Consider the following 19,865-nt stretch of genomic DNA (forward strand, 5'->3'; position numbering starts at 1 on the left):
TCCGGGGTTCACAGCCCGGTGGGGTGTGTCCCCTCCTCACTCGTGCCGTGCTCGTGGCGGTGAAGGGGATCCAGCGCCCGGCTGCCGGTGCCGGTGCCCGGTCCGTGGCACCCCGGGGTGTCGGGGAGTGCTCCGGCCGTGCGGTGAACGCGGGCTGGAATCCGGCGAATCGGCACCCTTGTGAACTCCTGGGCCTTAAAGCTGCTTGGCGTGGAAAGAGGCGATGTAAAGAACTCTCTTTCCGGGAGTGTGTTCGGAGTCACAGTTTCGATTGCACCGCTCGCCCTTCGAGAGAAGATCGAATTCTCCCGCCTCCCGGATTCTCCGTGCCACCCGGAGATTTGACTCGCACTCGACCGCACCGGGGCGCCGTGGGCCGGCCAGGATCCTGTGCGGAACGTGGTCGTGGTTCACGGCTCGGTCACAGCGTGAAGGGCCTTGCTCCTCCGGCGTCTTGTCTCTGGTGAATTGGTTGTGTTTATGTGTCCTGGCCCCCGCCGCATGGCGGGGGTTCCACCACCGGGACGCCGAGTCCTGCCGCCCGGCCGGTGGAGGGAGCGCAGCCGACCATGGCAGGAGCGGGGAAACCGAGTAAGTGCCGCGACCGCGTGTTTTCCGTGGTCCGGCTTGGGGTGAAGCCTTTCTTGAAGTGCCCTTGCACACCTGGGAAGGCCGGGCAACTCCAGTCCGAATCCGACAGCTAACCTCGTAGGCGTGGGAGAGGACTCACACCCATGTCTCGTGGTCGCCACCGTCGTCCGAGCAAGTCTTTGATTTCCCGTCAGTTCTCCCGGATTTCCCTGGTCGCCGCGGCCGGCGGTGCGGGAATCGCGGCGCCGGTGGTCGCGGCCGGCAGCGCGAACGCGGCCTCCACCGCGGTGTGGGAGAAGGTCGCCGAGTGCGAGAGCAGCGGCAACTGGTCCATCAACACCGGCAACGGCTACTACGGCGGACTGCAGTTCTCGCAGTCCAGCTGGGAGGCGGCCGGCGGCACCCAGTACGCGCCGCGCGCCGATCTGGCCACCAAGCAGGAGCAGATCGCCGCCGGTGAGAAGCTGCTCGAACTGCAGGGGCCCGGAGCCTGGCCCACCTGCGGACCGGCGGCCGGGCTCGCCCGGGGCTCCGGCGCCCCCGACAGCGCACCCGCCCCCCAGACGGGCGGCGAGTCCGAGGTGAGAGCCGAGGCCGAGCGCAAGCCCGCGGCCGGCTCCCACACCGTCGCACCCGGCGACACCCTCCACAAGATCGCCACCGCCCATGATGTCGAGGGCGGCTGGCAGACGGTCTACGACGCCAACCGTGAGACCGTCGGCGACAACCCGCACCTGATCTTCCCCGGTCAGGAACTGACCCTGGCCGCCCGGTCCTCCGACGGCGGGCAGGACCGTACCCCGGAGCGCGCCGACCGGACGCAGGTTCGTCCGACCGCCGAGAAGACCGCCCCCCAGGCCTCGCCGAAGGCCTACGCGGACAACCTCGACGGCTGGATCCGCGAGGCCCTGGACATCATGCGGGCCAACGGCATCCCCGGCAGCTACGAGGGCATCCACCGCAACATCATGCGCGAGTCCAGCGGCAACCCGAACGCGATCAACAACTGGGACATCAACGCCCAGCGCGGCACCCCCTCGATCGGCCTGCTCCAGGTCATCAAGCCGACCTTCGACGCCTACCACGTCCCGGGCACGGCGAACAGCCAGTACGACCCGGTCGCCAACATCGTCGCCGCCTGCAACTACGCGGCCGACCGCTACGGCTCGATCGACAACGTCAACGGGCCCTACTGAGGCGGCCGGGCCCGCGGCCCCCGCAACCCCGCCCCCCGGCGACGGCGTGAACGCGCCGCCGGGGGGCGGGGCACTTTCGGGGAGAGGCCCCCCACGGGATATCTTGATGTCGAGCAATGTTGCAGACGTGGAGCGGAGCACCCGGTGACTGACTCGACCATCATCTACACACAGACCGACGAGGCCCCGGCCCTGGCGACGTACTCTTTCCTGCCGGTGGTCAGGGCCTACGCCGCCAAGGCGGGCGTCGCCGTGGAGAGCCGTGACATCTCCCTGGCGGGGCGGATCATCGCGGTCTTCCCCGAGTACCTCAAGGAGGAGCAGCGCATCGGCGACGCGCTCGCCGAGCTCGGTGAGCTGGCCAAGACCCCCCAGGCCAACATCATCAAGCTGCCGAACATCTCGGCCTCCATCCCGCAGCTCAAGGCCGCCGTCGCCGAGCTCCAGGAGAAGGGCTACGCGCTCCCGGACTACCCCGACGACCCCAAGACCGACGAGGAGCGGGAGATCCGCGCCCGCTACGACAAGGTCAAGGGCAGCGCCGTCAACCCGGTGCTGCGCGAGGGCAACTCCGACCGCCGCGCGCCCGCCTCGGTGAAGAACTACGCCAAGAACCACCCGCACCGCATGGGCGCCTGGACCTCCGAGTCCAGGACCAACGTGGCGACCATGGGCGTGGACGACTTCCGCTCCACCGAGAAGTCCGCGGTCCTCGCCAAGGACGACGCGCTCCGCATCGAGCTGGTGGGCGACGACGGCTCCACCACCGTGCTGCGCGAGTCCGTGCCCGTGCTCGCCGGTGAGGTCGTGGACGCGGCCGTCATGCGGGTGGCCGCGCTGCGCGAGTTCCTGAAGGAGCAGGTCGCCCGCGCCAAGTCCGAGGGCGTGCTGTTCTCGGTCCACCTGAAGGCCACCATGATGAAGGTCTCCGACCCGATCATCTTCGGCCACGTGGTGCGCGCCTTCTTCCCGAAGACCTTCGCCGAGTACGGCCAGACCCTCGCCGCCGCCGGCCTCACCCCCAACGACGGGCTCGGCGGCATCCTCAAGGGCCTGGAGTCGCTGCCCGAGGGCGCGAAGATCAAGGAGTCCTTCGAGGCCGAGCTGGCCGAGGGCCCCGAGCTGGCCATGGTCGACTCCGACCGCGGCATCACCAACCTGCACGTCCCCAGCGACGTCATCGTCGACGCCTCCATGCCGGCCATGATCCGCACCTCCGGCCACATGTGGGGCCCCGACGGCCAGGAGCACGACACCCTCGCGGTCCTGCCCGACAGCTCCTACTCCGGCGTCTACCAGGCCGTCATCGACGACTGCCGCGCGAACGGCGCCTTCGACCCGGCCACCATGGGCTCGGTGCCCAACGTCGGCCTGATGGCGCAGAAGGCCGAGGAGTACGGCAGCCACGACAAGACCTTCGAGATCCCCGCCACCGGCACCGTCCGGGTCACCGACGGCGACGGCGACGTCGTGCTGGAGCAGACGGTCGGAGCCGGCGACATCTTCCGCATGTGCCAGACCAAGGACGCCCCGATCAGGGACTGGGTCAAGCTGGCCGTCACCCGCGCCCGCGCCACCGGCGCCCCGGCGGTGTTCTGGCTGGACGAGACCCGCGCCCACGACGCCAGGCTGATCGAGAAGGTCCGCACCTACCTGGCCGAGCACGACACCGAGGGCCTGCGGATCGAGATCATGGCACCGGAGGAGGCCACGAAGTTCTCCCTGGAGCGCATCCGCCGCGGCGAGGACACCATCTCGGTCACCGGCAACGTGCTGCGCGACTACCTCACCGACCTGTTCCCGATCCTCGAGCTGGGCACGAGCGCCAAGATGCTCTCCGTCGTCCCGCTGATGAACGGTGGAGGCCTGTTCGAGACCGGCGCCGGCGGCTCCGCGCCCAAGCACGTCCAGCAGCTGGTCAAGGAGAACTACCTGCGCTGGGACAGCCTGGGCGAGTTCCTGGCCCTGGCGGTCAGCTTCGAGCACCTGGCGCAGACCACGGACAACGCCAAGGCCCAGGTGCTGGCCGACACCCTCGACCGGGCCACGGCCACCTTCCTCAACGAGGACAAGTCGCCCACCCGCCGCATCGGCGGCATCGACAACCGCGGCAGCCACTTCTACCTGGCGCTGTACTGGGCGCAGGAGCTGGCGAAGCAGACCGACGACACCGAGCTCGCGCAGGCCTTCGGCCCGCTGGCGCAGGAGCTGTCCGAGCAGGAGCGGACGATCGTCGGCGAGCTGGCCGCGGTCCAGGGCTCCCCGGCCGACATCGGCGGCTACTACCGGCCCGACGACGCCAAGGCCTCGGCCGTCATGCGCCCGTCGCAGACCCTCAACCGGGCGCTGGCGAGCCTGTCCTGACACGGCGGGCGCGGGGGCGTCCCTCCGCACCCACCATGCCTTCCGCGCCCGTCCCGTGACGCCGCCGCCCCGGCCGGACCCCTCGTCCGGCCGGGGCGGCTTTCGGGTGACCGCCGGTACCGCGCGCACGGGTACGGGGACCGCTCCGGAAGGAGCGGACGGCGGGGGAGCGGCCGGGTCAGCGGTAGGTGAGCAGCGCGCGCCGTTCCCCGGCGAAGTGCGCGTGGTCGTTGAAGGCCAGCAGGCTGATGCCGGAGGAGCCCGCGACGAGGGTGGTGATCGCGGCGTTGACGGTGACCCGGTTCAGCGCCACGATCCCGGCCGGCGGAGCGGACAGCAGCCCCCCGCACAGGGCCGCCAGCACCCCGCCGGAGGTGACCACCACCGCGTCGCGCCCGGGCCGCAGTCCGTCGGCCAGCCCCCGCAGCGCGTCGGCGGCGCCGGAGGCGAACCGCCGCCAGCCGCCCTCGCCCGTGTCCGCCATCCACGCCTCAAGAGCCCGGTCGAGGACCGCCTGGACACCGCGTGAACCGGGGGAGGCGCCGGCGGGGGCGCCCTGCGGCGCGGCGCCGCCGTAGCGCTCGACGAGATCGATGTGGTCGTACTCGTTCCACCGCGCATCGGTGTGCGGCGTCCCGGGCAGCCCGGCGGTCTTCGTGATGATCTCCGCGGTGTCGCGCTGCCGGGCCAGGGTGCCGCAGACCACGACCGGGTCGCGCGGCGCGCGCCGGGCCAGCTCGGCCCCGGCGACCTCCGCCTGTCTGCGCCCGAGGTCCGACAGCACGTCGTACCCCTCGGCCGTGTCGGCGCCGAACGTGGCCTGGCCGTGGCGGACCAGATGGATGACCGGCATCGCTGCCCTCCTGTCGTCGAAGTACTGTCGGGGCCGTCGGTGCTTCCGGGGCCGGCGGGCCGGTGCTGCCGCCGCGCCGCCCGGGAGGGCGGGCGAGACCGCAGGCTCGGGGAGGCGGGGAGCGGCTCGTCTCAGCTCATCCTCGCCACGATGCCCAGAGGCAGCCGGCGCATGGCGAAGCCCATGGGCACCCAGGGCCAGGCGGGTACCTTCGCCTGGGCGCGTTCGGCCTCGATGGCCTTCACCATGGCGCGCACCCCCTTCTCGGTGGAGACCATCAGCGGCGTCCGGCCCGCCGATCCGCTCATCTCGGAGGCGATGTAGCCGGGGAAGAGGGTGGTGACCTTGATCGGGGTGCGCAGCAGCTCGGCGCGGATGCCCTCGGCGAGGGCCGCCACGCCGGCCTTGCCGGCCGCGTACGTGGTGAGGTTGCGGGGCAGACCGCGCATGGCGCTCATCGAGGAGACGACGACCAGATGGCCGGCCCCCTGGTCGCGGAAGATCTCCACGGCGGCCTCGCACTGGGCGAGCGCGGCGGTGAAGTTGGTCCGCGCGGTCTGGAGGTTGACGTCGAAGCGCCCGGTGCCGATCGGTTGGCCCTTGCCCAGCCCGGCGTTGACCACGACCCGGTCCAGGGAGCCCAGATCGGCGCGGAAGGCACGGAAGACCTCGAAGACGGCGCCGTGGTCGTTGACGTCCAGCGCGCGTACCGAGACGGTGATGCCGGGGTGGGCGGCCAGCAGCTCCTCGCGCAGCCGCTCCAGGCGGTCGGTGCGGCGGGCGCACAGGGCGAGGTCGCGCCCCCTGGCGGCGAACTCGCGCGCCATCTGCTCGCCCAGCCCGGCGCTGGCCCCGGTGATGAGGATGTTCTGGCGGATGCTCATGCCGGGTACTCCTGTGTCTTCCGTCGTGTTCCCCGCCCCGTCGCCGCGGCCCCCGCGGCGACGGGGCGAAGTCCGCGGTCGGCTCCCTGCCGACGGACCTCCGGAGCGCCCGCCCACGGCGGCGGCGCCGCGACGGCGAGGGTAGCCAACATACTGACCAGTGCTCAATAGCGTGGATACGGGGTGGCCCGGATCACCCCCGCGCACCGGCGGGCGCGGGAGGGTCAGCGCGACGGGCGGTCAGCGCGACGGGGCGAGCGGCGTGCCCAGAGGCGCGAGCAGCCGGCCGAGACCGTCCACGAGGAAGCCCACCAGCTCCTCGGCCGCCACTTCCTCCCCGGCCTCGATCGCCATCTCCTCCGCCATCGCCAGCCAGCCGCGCACCGCGAGGCGCATCAGCGGGTCGGGGGAGGGCTCGCCCAGCGCCGCCAGGATCCGCTCGGCCAGTGTGGCGCGGATGCCCTCGAACACCTCCACCACCAGTTCGTCCCCGCCGGCTCCGGCGCGCACCAGGGCCACGTAGTTGGCGCGGCGGCGCCGCACGAAGCCGGTGAACCCCCCGACCACGGCGCGCACCCGTTCCTCGGGCCCGCCCTCGTCGGGCAGGCGCGTGTGCCGCAGCAGCCGCTGTCCGGCGGCCCGGACCACCGCGACGTAGTAGTCGCGCTTGGTCGGGAAGTAGTGGAAGAGCAGACCGCGCGAGATGCCCGCCTCGGCGGCCACCTCGTGGATCGACAGCTCGTGGATGGGGCGGCTGACCAGCAGCCTCAGTCCGATTCCGATCAGCTGCCCGCGCCGGTCCTCGGCGCTCAGGCGCACCCGGGGGCGGGCGGGATCGGCGGTCATGCGGGTGACGGTAACCCGCCGCCGCAGGCCCGGCAAACGCCGGCCCGGGGCATTGGGCACACGGGATGTGGAAGGCGCCGGCCAGGACGGGGGGGACCTGGCCGACGCCGGTTTCGAGGCGCGGGCGCCCAGGGGCGGCGGTCGCCTTCGCGGCGAGTGGCACTGCGAGGCTTCAGCCGGACGATCGTCCTCGCAGGCGGTGGGTGAGGCCCGGGGACCGTGTCCCGCCCTCCGGCACCCGCGACGAGTACAACCGCCCGACCGGAGCGAACATTCCGCACCGGACCGAATGAACCGGGGCGAAACCCGATGAGGTGCGTCACATCGGCCGCCCGTGGAATGGGCGGAGCTGCGCGGGTACTCGCGGATCATGGACACAACCGCCGAAGTGCTGCCCGAGTCCGCGCTGAGGGACGCGGTCGACCTTCTGGTGAGGCTGGTGGAGGCGGCGGGTGCCCTGATCATCTTCGTGGGCGCCGTCTGGGCGTTCGGACGCTTCCTGCTGACCATGGCGCGCGGGGCCGGCCCGGACCGCAGGTTCAACAGGATCCGGCTCACCCTGGGGCGTTTCCTGGCGCTCGGCCTGGAGTTCCAGCTCGCCGGAGACGTACTGCGCACGGCGGTCGCGCCCAGCTTCACCGAGATCGGGCAGCTCGCCGCGATCGCGGCGATCCGCACCGCCCTGAACTTCTTCCTCGGCCGGGAGATCGCGGCCGAGCGCGCCGAGATCGAACGCGACCGCCGCAAGGATGCGGACGGCTCCCGGGCCCGGGCGGAACCGGTATGACCACCGCCCTGGACCTGGCGGCGCTGGCCACCACCGCCTTCGGGTTGGTGGCCGCCGCGGTGGTGCTCGCGGCGGCCGGACGGCTCCTGCCGGCCGTAGCCGTCCTCCTGGACTTCCTGACCGCGGCGGGGCTGCTGCGGCTGGCCGGCGACCCGAGCTGGAGCACCATCGCGGCCGCCGCCGCCGTCATCGCCGTCCGCAGGCTGGCCGTCGCCGGTCTGCGTGCTCCGCGGCCCGGCTGATCCAGCCGGGCGTACGGGCCGCGGCGTCCGGGCGGCGCCCGAGGAGCGCGCGGACACCGGCCCGGTCACGGGGAGGCGCGGCATGTTGCGGAACGGAATCACCGGGTAGTCGTGACCGATGTTCTTCGACACCGGATACGACCTGCTGCGGGTGGCCGTCATGACCGCGTGTTCCTACGCGGCCCTGATCACGGCGGTGCGGATCTCGGGCAAACGCACGCTGGCGAAGATGAACGCGTTCGACCTGGTGGTCACCGTGGCCCTGGGGTCGACGCTGGCCACCATCCTGCTCAACGCGACCGTCTCCCTCGCCGAGGGGGCGATCGCCCTGGTCCTGCTGGTGGCCCTCCAGTTCGTCAGCGCCTGGGCGGCGGTGCGCTCCCGCCGCTTCCGGCGGCTGGTCAAGGCCGAACCGACCCTGCTGCTGAGCGGCGGACACATGCTCGCCGACGCGATGGCCCGGCAGCGGGTCACCGAGAGCGAGGTGCTCCAGGCGATCCGCTCCCAGGGGGTCGGCTCGGTCGAGGAGGTGGCCGCGGTGGTGCTGGAGACCGACGGCAAGTTCAGCGTGATCACCCGCTCGCAGGCCGGCTCGGGTAGCTCCCTGTCGGACGTCGGGCGGGTGGCCGGGACACGGGCGGAAGGGTGATCCGGGAACGGAAGCCGCCGAACGGAGCCGGGACGGTGGCGCGCACCGGGCGAACCGCCGCGAACGGCACCAAGATGGTCGGGAAGACCCCGTAAGGAGTTCCCATGGCTCGTCATTCCTCCCCGCACGGACGGGCGGCCGCCCGGGGCGCCGCGTCCACGCCCGGCCCCTTGGGGATGCGGGACCAGCTCGTGACCGGCCTGATGCTGCTGGCCGGCATCTGGCTGGTCCTGGCCTCGTGGCTCCTCAGGTACCCCTTCGACGACGCCGCCGTCGACGCCCAGCGCAACGAGACCGGTGTCGGCATCGTGCTGCTGCTCGTCGCCTTCGCCCGGATCGTACGTCCGCGCGGGTGGCTTTCGGACCTGATCGTCCTGCTCCTGGGGGTGTGGCTGCTGGTCGCCCCCGCTGTGATCGACTACGGCGGCCCCGCGAACACCCCCCGGGAGGCCCAGGCCAACGAGGTCGTCACGGGCATCGTGCTCGTGGTGCTGGCCCTGGTGAGCATGCTGCTGCTGTTCCGGGCCCGGCGCATGAACCCACAGGAGGCAAGGTGAGGGAAACACAATTCGGCCCCCCGCGTGTTCTGCGCCGGCTGCTCGCCCCGCTGCTGGCGGCCGTCCTGGCGCTCACGGCCGCGGGATGCGGGGGCACCGACGACCAGGGTGAGATCCCGGGCGCGGGCGAGGTGGACTCGCCGGGGGCGAACGCGGGGATCGGCTCGGTCCTGGTGCGCTACGCCCATCTGGCCGAACCGACGGACGGGCCGTGGCAGGTCGGCGGCGACGTCCCCCTGTACGCGCAGCTGTACGACCAGGAACCGCCCGCCGACCGGCTGGTGTCGGCCGAGTCGCCGGCGGCGGAGTCGGTGGAGATCGTCGGCCAGGGCGGTGAGGTGGTCGAAGGCGGGGTGGAGCTGACCCCGGACAAGCTGACCGGGCTGGAGGAGGGCGGTACCTACCTGGTGCTGCGCGATGTGCGGCAGCGGATCCGGGGCGGCGACTTCGTGTGGGTGACCTTCCACTTCGAGGACGCCGGTTCACTGTCCATGCAGGTCCCCGCCCAGACCCCCACCTACGACCAGGAGTCCTCGCCCCCTCCGCTGCCGACCTCGACCCGGTGATCTCCGGCGGTGCGGGATTCCAGGAAGTAGGCCCCCAGACTGCCCGCGAGGGTGGCGAAGACGGCGACCGAGTAGACCGCCAGCGCGATCTCCAGGACCTTGGGGAAGGCGCCGGGCCGGTCCAGCGGCTCCCCGGTGACAGTGGCCAGCGCGGCGGCGTGCAGCGCCTCGCCCAGGGAGCGGTAGGAGCCGAACTCGTACAACAGCTCCCCGCTGCCCAGGACGGTGATCGCCGAGACGGACGCCAGCCAGCCGATCCGGCCGCCGAGCACCCGGCGCGCCGAACGGGAGGAGCGCACCACCGAGGAGAGCACCCGGCCGGTGCGCAGCATCCGCACCGAGTGCGCCAGCCGCAGCACCCTCAGGAAGGGCAGCACCAGGAAGAGGAGCTGCCACCAGTTGCGGCGCCAGAAGGCCCCGGTGTCGGGGGCGATGAGCAGACGGGCGAGGAACTCCGCGGCGAACACCGCCCACAGCAGCCAGCCGGCCACGGCCATGACCGAGCTCAGCGCGCTGCCGGGCCGGGCCAGTCGCTCACCGAGCACGAGCAGCAGGAACAGCACGCCCAGCGCGCTCATCACCGGAGTCGCGCGGTCCAGCAGCTCCTGGGCGAGCCGCTCGCGTTCGGAACGGGGGCGGCGGGAAGGACGGACGGGCAGAGCAGGCACACCGCAGCCCTTCCCCCTGTACGGCCGGGCACTCACACCGTCTTCGCGAGCGGGCGGCTCCTTCCCCGTACACCACCGCGTACGCGTACGAGGGCGGGGCCCGGTGACCGGACCCCGCCCTCGTCCTTGGAGGAGGCGTGTCGCTCGCGCCTGTGTTCCGGTGTGCCGGGCACCTCCTACATCTCGGCCCGCCGGGGCAGGAACCGGCCTTCCCGGTGGCGTGCCCGCTCCCGCCGGAGCGGGCAGGCGGCCGTGCGAGGCTCGCCGGGACTCCGGCGCTGCCGTGGGATGCGGCGGCCCCGATGAGCGGCGCGATCACTCGAGTCGGCTGCCCTCAAGGGTTTCTCCTCTCCTCAGTACGACCCGCCGTCGCGGCTTCCTGCCGGGCCGGATTTCCGCTGACGACCCGTCAGAACTCCGGGTCGCGAAGAAGACCGCCCGACACCACCCCTTCGGATGAGATGGTGCTGCTCCTCCGTACCGGAGGCGAACACGTATGCGGGGCCGGGCTGGCGACACCCGCCGGGCGCCCGGTCCGGCGCCCCGTCCGGTCGTATCACCCGGACGCCCCCGCCCGTCGGGTGGCCGGGGCGGTTGTCGGTGCATGACAAGAACGGAGCAGGGCAGCCGCACGGACATGCTGGACGAAATCCTGACCGTCACCGCGGCCCTCGCCCTGGTCGTCGCGGCCCTCTCCGTACGCATCCAGCGCGCCCCGCTGAGCGGGCCGCTGCTGGCGCTGCTGACCGGGATCGTCTTCGGCCCGCAGGTGCTGGGCGTCCTCGACCTGCCCACCGTGGTGGAGGGGCACAAGGAACTGCACGAGGCCTCCCGGCTGCTCCTGGCGGTGTCGGTGATGGCCGTCGCCCTGCGCTACCCGTTCCACGACGTGCGCTCGAGGGCGAAACCGGTGGCCGTCCTGCTGGTGGCGGCCATGCTGGGGATGGCGCTGATCACCACGGCGCTGTCGGCCGCCGTCCTCGGGGTCGGCCTCGGCGCGGCGGCGCTGCTGGGCGCGGCCCTGTGCCCCACCGACCCGGTGCTCGCCTCCAGCGTGGTCACCGGCGAGCCGGCCGAGAAGACGATCACCGCCCGCACCCGGCAACTGCTCTCCCTGGAGTCGGGCGCCAACGACGGTCTCGCCCTGCCCCTGGTACTGGCCGCGGTGGCGATCGCCGGAACCCTCGGCGGCACCGACGCGCTGCTGGAATCGCTGTGGCAGGTGCTGGGCGCGGTCGTCTTCGGAGCGGCGGCGGGCGCGCTGGGCGGCAGGGTGCTGCGCAAGGCGGAGGAGCACCGGAGCGTCCAGTCCGGCCCCCTGCTCGTCTACACCCTGCTGCTGGCCCTGCTCGTCCTCGGTGCGGCCGGGCTGATGCGCCTGGACGGCGTCCTGGCCGTCTTCGTCAGCGGGCTGGCCTTCAACGCGACGAGCTCGGTCAGCGATCGCGCCGACGAGGACAAGAACGACGAGGCGGTCAACCGCTTCCTCGTCCTGCCGCTGTTCGTCGTGCTCGGCGCCATGATCCCCTGGCGCGAATGGGGCGAGTTGGGCTGGTGGCGCGGCATCCTGCTGGTCCTGGGCGTTCTGCTGCTGCGCCGCCTGCCGGTCCTGCTGGCGCTGAGGCGGCCGCTCTCCCTGACCTGGCGCGACACCCTCTTCATGGGCTGGTTCGGCCCCATCGGCGTCTCGGCCCTGTTCTACCTGACGATGGAGGCCCACCGGCTCGGCGCCGACCCGGTGGTACTGGCCGCCGGAACGCTGGTCGTCGCCGCCAGCACCGTCGCGCACGGCGTCACCACCACCTCCGGCCTGTCCCTCTACTCCAGGGCGGGCGAGAAGGGCCGGGAGGCGGCGCGATGAACGTGCTGACGGCGCCGGCCGGCTGCGCCCTGGTGATTCTGGCGCTGGCCGACGCGGTGGTCACCGCACTGTCGATGGTCACGGTCACCGGCCCGGTCAGCGGCCGGGTGGCCAGGGCCGTGTGGCGGACGTCCCTGGCGCTCAACGCCCGGACCGGACGCGGCTCGGCCTTCCTGAAATGGAGCGGGACGTGCACCCTGCTGGCCACCTTCACGACGTGGGCGGTGCTGCTGTGGACCGGGTGGTGGCTGGTCTTCAGCGCCGATGTGGCCTCCGTCGTCGCCTCCCGTACCGCCGTGCCCGCCGACGGATGGGACCGGGTGTACTTCACCGGCTACACGGTCTTCACCCTGGGCATCGGCGACTACGTGCCGGACACCGCCTGGGCCCAGGTGGCCACCGCCGTCGCCTCCCTGTCGGGACTCTTCCTGGTGATGCTCTCCCTCACCTACCTGGTGCAGGTGGTCCAGGCGGTGGTCCACAAGCGTGTGCTCGCCCAGCAGATCCACTCCCTGGGCCGGGACGCCTTTGGCATCATCGCCGCCGGGTGGACCGGAAGCGGCTTCAGTTCCATGTTCAACCAGCAACTGGTCTCCCTGACCGAGCCGCTGCTGCGCCTGGGCGAGCAGCACCTGGCCTACCCGGTCGTCCACTACTTCCACTCGCCCCGGCGGAGCAAGGCACCCGCCCGCGCGCTGGCCGCCCTCGACGACGCCCTGCTGCTGCTCCGTGCCGGCGTCGCCCCCGGAAGCCGGCCCGACCCGGCGGCCACCGAGCCCCTGTGGTCCGCTCTGGACCAGGTGCTGGACACCCTGCACGGCCAGTTCTTCACCCGGGCCGAGCAGGAACGTCCCGCGCCCGCGCTGTCGGTGCTGCGGGAGGCGGGCGTCCCCGTGGTCGACGAGGAGGAGTACGCGGCCCGCGTCCGGGAGCACACCGGGCGGCGGCGAGCCCTCCAGGGGTTCCTGCGCAGCGACGGCTGGGACGGGGACGGTGCCTGACGCCTCCCGCTGCCCGGTGCCGGGCAGCGGGGGGCGTTCCCGGTCCCCGGGTCCCTAGTGGTCGCTCGCCGAGATCTCCAGGCGCTCGGCGAAGGTCTTGCCGCCGTCGGTGGACTCGTGGACACCGCCGGTGGTGGCGGCCAGAACGCGGTCGGGAGTGACCGCGGTGAGCGCCTGTGCCTGCCCGCCGGGCACCGTGCCGGTCTCCGTCCAGCTTCCGCCGCCGTCGCCGCTGCGGTGCACCGTGCCGTCGGAGGCGATCCCGTACAGCCCGTCCTCACCGGCCCAGGACAGATACGCCAGCACCGGTTCGGCGCCGCCCGTGAAGGTCTTGCCGCCGTCGGTGCTGCGGGCGACGCCGTCGGCGGTGGTGGCCAGGACGGTATCGGGGTCGGCGGGGCTGACGGCGATGTCCAGGGCGGCCAGCTTCGCCCGCTCGTCCCAGTTCTCGCCGTCCTCGCTGACGCGCAGCATCCCGTTCGTGCTGTCGTAGCCGTAGACGGTGCCGCCGGTCTGTTCCAGGGCGTGGAAGTCGACCTCGCCGGCCAGGGAGAGGGCCTTCCAGGTCTTCCCCGCGTCGGTGCTTTCGATCAGGCCCCGGTTGGCGGGCTCGTCGCTGCCCTCGGCCGGGTGGCCGCTGCCGAGGAAGGTGTCCGGTCCGGCGACGGCGAAGCCCATGTAGTCGGCGGTGTCGCCCACGCGCTTCGCGGAGCCCTCGCCGTCGACGGCGAGAACGCCGCGGTGGGTGGCGACGTAGAGCTTCCCGTCCCCGGGGTTGATGCCCAGGCCGTGGATGTGGCCGATGCCGGCTCCGCCGTCGTGGGAATGTCCGGCGGAGGAGTCCTGGTGGTCGTCCTGGCCGCCCGAGCAACCGGCCAGAACGGCGGCCAGCAGGGCCGTCGCGGCGGCCAGGGAACGGGGACGCGGGCGGGGGCGGGAACGGAGCGGCATCGGGGATCCTGTCGTCGGTGCGGTGCGGTGCGGTGCGGTGCGGTGCGGTGCGGTGCGGCGCCGTCGGCCAATCTACGACGACCGCCACCGGGCCCGGCGTGGAGGGCGCGGCAGACCCCGCCCGTACGCGGCGCCGCCCCGGCCGGGGGCCGGGGCGGCGGAGGGGGCGGCGGTCCCCTGACTCGGAGAGGACCTCAGAGGGTCGCCAGCAGCTCGTTGCAGGCCTGCTCGCAGCGACGGCAGGCCTCGGCGCAGATGCGGCAGTGCTCGTGCATGTCGGCGTGGCGCTCGCACTCCTCCGCGCAGGACTTGCAGACCATGGCGCAGGCCTGGAGCTGGGTGCGGGTGATGTTGGCGTCGTAGCCGGTGTGCCGGGACAGGATCTTGCCGGTGGCCTCGCAGATGTCCGAGCAGTCCAGGTTGGTGCGGATGCACTTGCGCAGCTCGGCGACCATGTCCTCCGACAGGCAGGCGTCCGCGCACGCCGTACAGGCCTGCGAGCAGTCGAAGCACTCGGCGATGCAGCGTTCCATGGCCTCGCGGTTCACACCGCCGAGGTCGGCCGGGTAGGTGCGCAGCATCTCGCTGACCATCGTCGTCACGGTTGTCCCCTTTCACATGGTTCCGTTCGATCCCGCGGGCCTGTCCGGATGTGGCGCAGGCTCCGCGGTGCCGTGCGAACGGGTAACACCCGAAAGCGGTGCGTAAACCGGGAATCGGGGCAATCGGGGTCCGCGTCGTGCGGACCCCGACTCCCCGCACCGGTTCTACTTCCGGCCGAGCAGCTCGTCCATCGTGTCGATCTCGGCGTTCTGGGCGGTGATGATGTCGTCCGCCATGGCCTTCGCCGGGCCGTAGGAGCCGTTCTCCCTCTGGTCCTCGGCCATGGCCACCGCACCCTCGTGGTGCTCGATCATCATCTCCAGGAAGGCGGTGTCGAACGCCTTGCCGGAGGACTTCTCCAGCTCCGCCATCTCCTCGGGGGTCATCATCCCGCTCATCCCGTGGGAGCCGTGACCGGAGTGGTCCATCTCGTCCATGCCCTCCGTCTCCGGGGGCACCGGCTCGCCCCAGGACTCCAGCCATGCGGACATGGTCTCGATCTCCGGGTCCTGGGCCTTCCTGATCTCGGCCGCCAGGTCCCTGACCTCCCGCGAGGCCGCCCGGGTCTCGGCCATCTCGGCCATCACCACCGCCTGCCGGTGGTGGGGGATCATCCCCTGGGCGAAGGAGACGTCGGCGGCGTTGTGGGAGCCGGCCGAGGCCGGGGCGGAGGAGCCCGCGGCGGGCTTGTCGTCGTGAGCGCCGGGGCCGGTGGGGGAGGGCTCCTGGGAACCGCAGGCGGCCAGGACGGCGGCGGCGGTCGCGGTGGCCGCCGCGAGGGCGGCGCGGCGCACGGCGAAACGGTGTGCGGCGAAACGGTGTGCGGTCATGGTGATGCGAACTCCTGCTGGGGAGGGAAGCCCCGAAGGGGGGCGGGATACGGGCGCGTCGCGCGCGGCGCCGGCTCCCGGACGGGGCGGCTGCCGCGCGGAGGCGCGCCTATATGCGCAGGAGTTGCAGTTCGCTCAGCGATGGGGGAGCGCGGCCGGAGAAGGCCGCCGAGGGGGCCCGCCCCGCAAAGGGCGACTCCGCCGCCGGGGCGACGGCGGAGGCTGGGGGCACCGGCAGGACGGGCAGGCCGGAGGTGCCCACGGCCGCGCAGGTGGCGTCGGCGTGGTCCGGGTGCCCGTTCGTCCCGTGGTCCGGATGCGCACAGGCGCTGCTCGCGACACTGCCGGGGGAGCCGTACGCGGCGGCGTCCGCGTCCGCGGGCATCGCGTGGCCGGCCGCGGGCGCGCCGTGAGGAGCGTTCGACGGGGCGGTCGCTCCGGCCGGAGCCAGGCCGTGCATGGCCACCACTCCGGTCAGCACCGCCAGAACCAGCAGCACCGTGCGGACCCGGGCCCGGTGGGGGCGGGTCGGTGGGTGCGGTCGCCGGTTCACGCGGACATTCTACGGACGCGCCGTCACGGAGGCCTGGAGCGGGGTGAGGCGGGCGGCGAGCGGGGTGGTCTCGGACCTGTCGTCCGGTTCACGGCTCGCCCGCCACACCCGGCACGCCGCGCGGGAGCGGCGTCAGCCGGGCCTGATGTTGTGGTTGAGCCGGAAGACGTTGCCGGGGTCGTACTCGGCCTTGACCGCGGCCAGCCGCCGGTGGTTGTCCGGCCCGAACCCGGCGACCACGCGGTCCTCGCCCTCGTGCCCGATGAAGTTGAGGTAGACCGCGCCGGTCGACCAGGGCCCGACGTCCGCGCGTACGTCGTGGGCCCACCGCCTGACGCGCTCGTCGTCGGCCGGGTCCTCCCACAGCCCGAAGGGATGGACCACCCACGGCGCCCGCCGCCAGGGGATCGGGTGGTCTCCGGAGCCCCGCGTGACCGAGCCGCCCTGGGGGAAGAGCACGTGCTGGGAGGGCGAGGGCACGAGCAGATCGGCGGCGCGGGCGCAGAAGGCGTCCACGGCCGGGTCCGGGAAGGAGGCCAGGTACTCGGCCGACCAGTAGTTCCGGTAACCGGGCGGGTCGTCGAGCATGCACTGCAGGTCGGCGTAGGACAGTTCGGTGATCATCTCGGCGTCGTGGTCCATGTCGAGCATGGGCTCGGCGACATCGCGCATCTCCTGCATGCCGCCCGCGTACGTGATCAGCACAGCGCAGGCGAGCTTCCCGGCCATGTCCGCGGGGACGAACTCCTCGGGCGGCGCGGTCAGGTAGATGAGCCCCCCGCCGACCTCGTCCGGGGCGGACTCCAGGAAGTCGCGGTAGACCCGCGCCACATCCGGTCCCGCCTCGGGCCGCCACATCAGCAGGGCCGCGGTCACCTCCGGAAGCGGGTGCAGCCGCAGGGTGAGCGAGGTGGCCACGCCGAAGTTGCCGCCACCCCCGTGCAGCGCCCAGAACAGCTCCGGATTCTCCTCCTCGCTCGCGCGCACGGTGCGGCCGTCCGCGGTGACCAGCTCGGCGGACAGCAGGTTGTCGCTCGCCAGCCCGAACCTGCGGTCCAGCCAGCCCGAGCCGCCGCCCAGCACGAACCCGCCCACCCCGGTGGTGGAGACCCGGCCGCCGGTCGTCGCCAGACCGTACGGCTCGGTGGCCCGGTCCAGGTGGCTCATGACGGCGCCGCCGCCGACCCGCGCGGTGCGCCTGCCGGGGTCGACCACGACCGTGTGCATGCGCCGCAGGTCGACGACGACGCCGCCCTCGGTCAGGGCCATGCCCGCGACGCTGTGCCCGCCGCCGCGGACCGCGATCTCCAGACCGCCGGCCCGCCCGAACCGGATCGCCTCGGCGACATCGCGTTCGGTCTCGCACTGGGCGATGACGGCGGGACGCCGGTCGATCATCGCGTTGAAGACAGTGCGGGCCTGGTCGTAGGGCGCGTCGCCGGGAGTGATGACATCGCCGGCGAAGCCGGCGCGGAGGTCGGTGAGGGCTGTTCCGCCCACGCTGCGGGACACCATGTCGCCCCCCTTTTTTCGTCGGGGCACCGGTCGGACCTCACCTTCCACCGTAGCCCCGGGCGGGACGGAGCGGTACATCCCGCCGATGGACCCGGGCGGGAGGAGCGGTGGATCAGACGGGCGGGGGAGGAACACGGTGTTCGTCGGGACAGCCCGCGCGGCTCTCGGAACCGATGATGACGGCGCCGATGTCCGGGCGGGTGTCTGCCATCCCTCGACGTTCCCGGAAGGAGCCGGATACCGGGGGCGCCGCGGCTCCCGGCCGGAACAGCCCGTTGGGCCGCCCGGCGTGCCGGGAGCGCCGGTGTGCCACTCGACCGGCGTTCCGTGCTCACGGGTGAGGCCGCGGCACCGTGGGACGGGAGCTCCAACTCGACTCCGTACGACTCGGCCTGACACGGGGCCAGGGCGAGGCGCCGGGTCGGCCCGCGGTCGGCGGCAGCGGCCCGCCCCACTCGTGGAGGGCCCCGGTCGGCAGGGTGCCGCGCGGAGGGGGAGCGGCCGGCGCGGGAAGGAAATCCCCTGCTCCGCACGCCTTTTGCGGCGTTCCGGAAAACTCCCTTGTTTGGGTGGCGAGTTCATGGCAATGCGCTTCTTTGAAGACGACAAGGAGGTACCCAGACATGGGCATCATCGCGTGGATTCTCATCGGTCTGCTCGCCGGAGCGATCGCCAAAGCCCTCATGCCGGGCAAGGACCCGGGCGGCATCCTCGTCACGATGCTGATCGGTATCGTGGGCGGCCTTCTCGGCGGTTTCCTCGGCAAGGTGATATTCGGCGTCGATTCGATCGACGGATTCTTCGATCTCTCCACCTGGATCGCCGCCATCATCGGCTCGGTCATCGTTCTGGCCGTCTACCGGGCCGTGACCGGCCGCGGCAACCGCCGCCACGTCCACGCCTGACCCGGTACGGGTCCTCCGGACATGTGGTGGCCGGTGACCGACCCGTCGCAGCACCGGCCGGCCGGCGTGGTGCCGCGAGCCCTTCGGACCGGAACCGCCGACCGGCTCGCGGGTGATTCGCGCACCCCCGGCGGTCCGCTCATCACAGCGGACCGCCGGGGGTGCGCCGTGCGCTCCGCGCACTTGACTCCGGCCGAGACCCGCCGGGAGGAAAGGCGGGAAAGGGGAGTCCGGCCGGACGGCCCGGATCGTGGAGCGTTTTTCCTTCTTCGGTCCACCCGCGCCGACCGGAGAATTGTCCGGTGCGGAATTACCCTCCCGGGAATTCCGCACCGGAAATCCGTCGCCCCGCCCGGCGGGAGACGGCCCCGGTGTCCGGGCGGCCCGGAGTCAGGGCTTGCGGGCGACCGCGGCGTAGCAGGCCGCCTCGGCGTCGCTGACGTCGCCGAAGGTCTGGCCGGGGTCGGGACGCCAGCGGTGGGAGGTGGTGATCCCCGGCTCGAACAGCTCCCAGCCGCTGAAGAACCGGGTGAACTCCTCCCGGGTGCGGGCCTGTCCGGGGGTTCCCGAGGCGCGGTAGGCCTCGGTGAGGCGGGCGATGCCCTCCGGGTCGAAGTCGGGGGTGACATGGCTGATGGCCAGGGTGCTGCCGGACGGCAGCGCGTCCTTGAAGTGCTCGACGATCTCGTGTGCCCGGTGCTCGCCGGGCACGAAGTGCAAAAGCGCGTTGAGGCTGAGCGCCACCGGCTCCCCCAGGTCGAGGGTCTCCTCCACCTCGGGAGAGGCCAGGAGGGCGGCCGGGTCGGTGGCGTCGGCCTGGACGTAGGCGGTACGTCCCGCGGGGTGGCTGCGCAGCAGGGCCTGGGCGTGGGCGAGGACGATGGGGTCGTTGTCGGCGTAGACGACCCGCGACTCGGGGGCCACCCCCTGGGCCACCTCGTGGAGGTTGGGCGAGGTGGGGATGCCGGTGCCCACGTCGAGGAACTGACGCAGGCCGGCGGTGGCCAGGAAGCGGGTGGCCCGGTGCGTGAACTCCCGGTTGGTGCGGGCGGCGACCAGGACGGAGGGGAAGAGGGCCATGGCCCGCCCGGCGGCCTCGCGGTCGGCGGGGAAGTTGGTGTGGCCGCCGAGGTAGTAGTCGTACATGCGGGCGGAGTGCGCCCGGTCCAGTTCCAGGTCGACCGCGCTGTCGTCCGCGCCGCCGGTGGTGCCGTCGACCGTCTGGGACACCTTGACCCCGCCCTTCGTGAGTACTCGTCGGTTCGCCACCGGATTCCCGACATGACTGCGGGAGAGGGTGGTTGGGGAAGGGGGGTGTGCTGTACCGTCCCCTCCACCCATCACGGCGGTAATCACACTATTACGCTGGGCTCATTTTTTGGGAAAACCACTGTCCGACGATGCCCACGATCCGATTGGCTTGGCGGGCGAGGTCCCGTCCCC

General features: G+C 72.5%; 20 protein-coding genes and 1 riboswitch. Of the genes, 10 read left to right on the forward strand and 10 right to left on the reverse strand.

The features are described from left to right. Positions 1-551: 551 nt before the first annotated feature. Positions 552-728: riboswitch (cyclic di-AMP (ydaO/yuaA leader) on the forward strand. A 6-nt stretch (positions 729-734) separates the two neighbouring features. Together BM237_RS15095 and BM237_RS15100 are read left to right on the forward strand one after the other, a co-directional pair. Then, positions 735-1,787 (forward strand): transglycosylase family protein, encoded by a 1,053-nt coding sequence (locus BM237_RS15095; protein ID WP_093850154.1) that lies wholly within the window; start codon positions 735-737, stop codon positions 1,785-1,787. Between the two features lie 144 nt (positions 1,788-1,931). After that, positions 1,932-4,151, forward strand: a complete 2,220-nt coding sequence (locus BM237_RS15100; RefSeq protein ID WP_093850155.1) for an NADP-dependent isocitrate dehydrogenase — start codon at positions 1,932-1,934, stop codon at positions 4,149-4,151. A 178-nt stretch (positions 4,152-4,329) separates the two neighbouring features. On the opposite strand, the gene BM237_RS15105 is transcribed toward BM237_RS15100, so the two are convergent. From BM237_RS15105 to BM237_RS15115, 3 genes are all read right to left on the reverse strand, one after another. Then, on the reverse strand, positions 4,330-5,004 hold the full coding sequence (locus BM237_RS15105) for a histidine phosphatase family protein (protein ID WP_093850156.1): 675 nt from the start codon (positions 5,002-5,004) through the stop codon (positions 4,330-4,332). A gap of 131 nt (positions 5,005-5,135) precedes the next feature. Beyond that, complete coding sequence (locus BM237_RS15110; RefSeq protein WP_093850157.1) at positions 5,136-5,888, reverse strand: SDR family oxidoreductase; 753 nt, start codon at positions 5,886-5,888, stop codon at positions 5,136-5,138. 240 nt (positions 5,889-6,128) lie between these two features. After that, on the reverse strand, positions 6,129-6,734 hold the full coding sequence (locus BM237_RS15115; RefSeq protein WP_093850158.1) for a TetR/AcrR family transcriptional regulator: 606 nt from the start codon (positions 6,732-6,734) through the stop codon (positions 6,129-6,131). A gap of 370 nt (positions 6,735-7,104) precedes the next feature. On the opposite strand from BM237_RS15115, the gene BM237_RS15120 reads away from it, so the two are divergent. From BM237_RS15120 to BM237_RS15140, 5 genes are all read left to right on the forward strand, one after another. After that, on the forward strand, positions 7,105-7,521 hold the full coding sequence (locus BM237_RS15120) for a DUF1622 domain-containing protein (RefSeq protein ID WP_093850245.1): 417 nt from the start codon (positions 7,105-7,107) through the stop codon (positions 7,519-7,521). Continuing rightward, positions 7,518-7,763 carry a hypothetical protein gene (locus BM237_RS15125; RefSeq protein ID WP_093850159.1) on the forward strand — a complete coding sequence of 82 codons (246 nt, stop codon included), beginning with the start codon at positions 7,518-7,520 and terminating at the stop codon, positions 7,761-7,763. The genes BM237_RS15120 and BM237_RS15125 overlap by 4 nt, the downstream gene beginning before the upstream one ends. 118 nt (positions 7,764-7,881) lie before the next feature. Then, positions 7,882-8,412: a DUF421 domain-containing protein gene (locus tag BM237_RS15130; protein ID WP_093850160.1), complete on the forward strand. Its 531-nt coding sequence runs from the start codon at positions 7,882-7,884 to the stop codon at positions 8,410-8,412. Between the two features lie 104 nt (positions 8,413-8,516). After that, positions 8,517-8,969 (forward strand): SPW repeat domain-containing protein, encoded by a 453-nt coding sequence (locus tag BM237_RS15135; RefSeq protein WP_139238114.1) that lies wholly within the window; start codon positions 8,517-8,519, stop codon positions 8,967-8,969. Further along, complete coding sequence (locus tag BM237_RS15140; RefSeq protein ID WP_245793636.1) at positions 8,966-9,535, forward strand: copper chaperone PCu(A)C domain-containing protein; 570 nt, start codon at positions 8,966-8,968, stop codon at positions 9,533-9,535. The genes BM237_RS15135 and BM237_RS15140 overlap by 4 nt, the downstream gene beginning before the upstream one ends. Here the strand turns inward: BM237_RS15140 and BM237_RS15145 are convergent. Beyond that, on the reverse strand, positions 9,487-10,203 hold the full coding sequence (locus BM237_RS15145; RefSeq protein WP_093850162.1) for a hypothetical protein: 717 nt from the start codon (positions 10,201-10,203) through the stop codon (positions 9,487-9,489). The two genes, BM237_RS15140 and BM237_RS15145, sit on opposite strands and share 49 nt — an antisense overlap. 637 nt (positions 10,204-10,840) lie before the next feature. Here BM237_RS15145 and BM237_RS15150 point away from each other — a divergent pair. Together BM237_RS15150 and BM237_RS15155 are read left to right on the forward strand one after the other, a co-directional pair. Then, entirely contained in the window at positions 10,841-12,064 is a 1,224-nt protein-coding gene (locus BM237_RS15150; protein WP_093850163.1) for a cation:proton antiporter domain-containing protein, read from the forward strand. Beyond that, the gene (locus BM237_RS15155; protein WP_093850164.1) at positions 12,061-13,065 is read left to right on the forward strand and encodes a potassium channel family protein; all 1,005 of its coding nucleotides are present in this window, start codon (positions 12,061-12,063) and stop codon (positions 13,063-13,065) included. The genes BM237_RS15150 and BM237_RS15155 overlap by 4 nt, the downstream gene beginning before the upstream one ends. Before the next feature lie 54 nt (positions 13,066-13,119). Here the strand turns inward: BM237_RS15155 and BM237_RS15160 are convergent, their stop codons facing one another. The 5 genes from BM237_RS15160 to BM237_RS15180 all read right to left on the reverse strand — a co-directional run bounded on the left by BM237_RS15160 (position 13,120) and on the right by BM237_RS15180 (position 17,517). Continuing rightward, positions 13,120-14,016: a F510_1955 family glycosylhydrolase gene (locus tag BM237_RS15160; protein ID WP_093850165.1), complete on the reverse strand. Its 897-nt coding sequence runs from the start codon at positions 14,014-14,016 to the stop codon at positions 13,120-13,122. 194 nt (positions 14,017-14,210) lie between these two features. Then, positions 14,211-14,609 (reverse strand): four-helix bundle copper-binding protein, encoded by a 399-nt coding sequence (locus tag BM237_RS15165; RefSeq protein WP_175541023.1) that lies wholly within the window; start codon positions 14,607-14,609, stop codon positions 14,211-14,213. 174 nt (positions 14,610-14,783) lie between these two features. Then, positions 14,784-15,449 carry a DUF305 domain-containing protein gene (locus BM237_RS15170; protein WP_093850167.1) on the reverse strand — a complete coding sequence of 222 codons (666 nt, stop codon included), beginning with the start codon at positions 15,447-15,449 and terminating at the stop codon, positions 14,784-14,786. Positions 15,450-15,558: 109 nt separating this feature from the next. After that, positions 15,559-16,002, reverse strand: a complete 444-nt coding sequence (locus BM237_RS15175) for a DUF6153 family protein (protein WP_093850168.1) — start codon at positions 16,000-16,002, stop codon at positions 15,559-15,561. A gap of 132 nt (positions 16,003-16,134) precedes the next feature. Beyond that, complete coding sequence (locus BM237_RS15180) at positions 16,135-17,517, reverse strand: FAD-binding oxidoreductase (RefSeq protein ID WP_093850169.1); 1,383 nt, start codon at positions 17,515-17,517, stop codon at positions 16,135-16,137. A gap of 623 nt (positions 17,518-18,140) precedes the next feature. Between BM237_RS15180 and BM237_RS15185 the strand changes: the two genes are divergently transcribed. After that, on the forward strand, positions 18,141-18,422 hold the full coding sequence (locus tag BM237_RS15185; RefSeq protein ID WP_093850170.1) for a GlsB/YeaQ/YmgE family stress response membrane protein: 282 nt from the start codon (positions 18,141-18,143) through the stop codon (positions 18,420-18,422). Between the two features lie 390 nt (positions 18,423-18,812). Here BM237_RS15185 and BM237_RS15190 read toward each other — a convergent pair whose 3' ends face one another. Beyond that, entirely contained in the window at positions 18,813-19,568 is a 756-nt protein-coding gene (locus BM237_RS15190) for an SAM-dependent methyltransferase (RefSeq protein WP_245793644.1), read from the reverse strand. Between the last annotated feature and the right edge of the window lie 297 nt (positions 19,569-19,865).

Origin of the sequence: Streptomyces mangrovi, from assembly GCF_900114215.1 — a bacterium.
Classification (GTDB): domain Bacteria; phylum Actinomycetota; class Actinomycetes; order Streptomycetales; family Streptomycetaceae; genus Streptomyces; species Streptomyces barkulensis.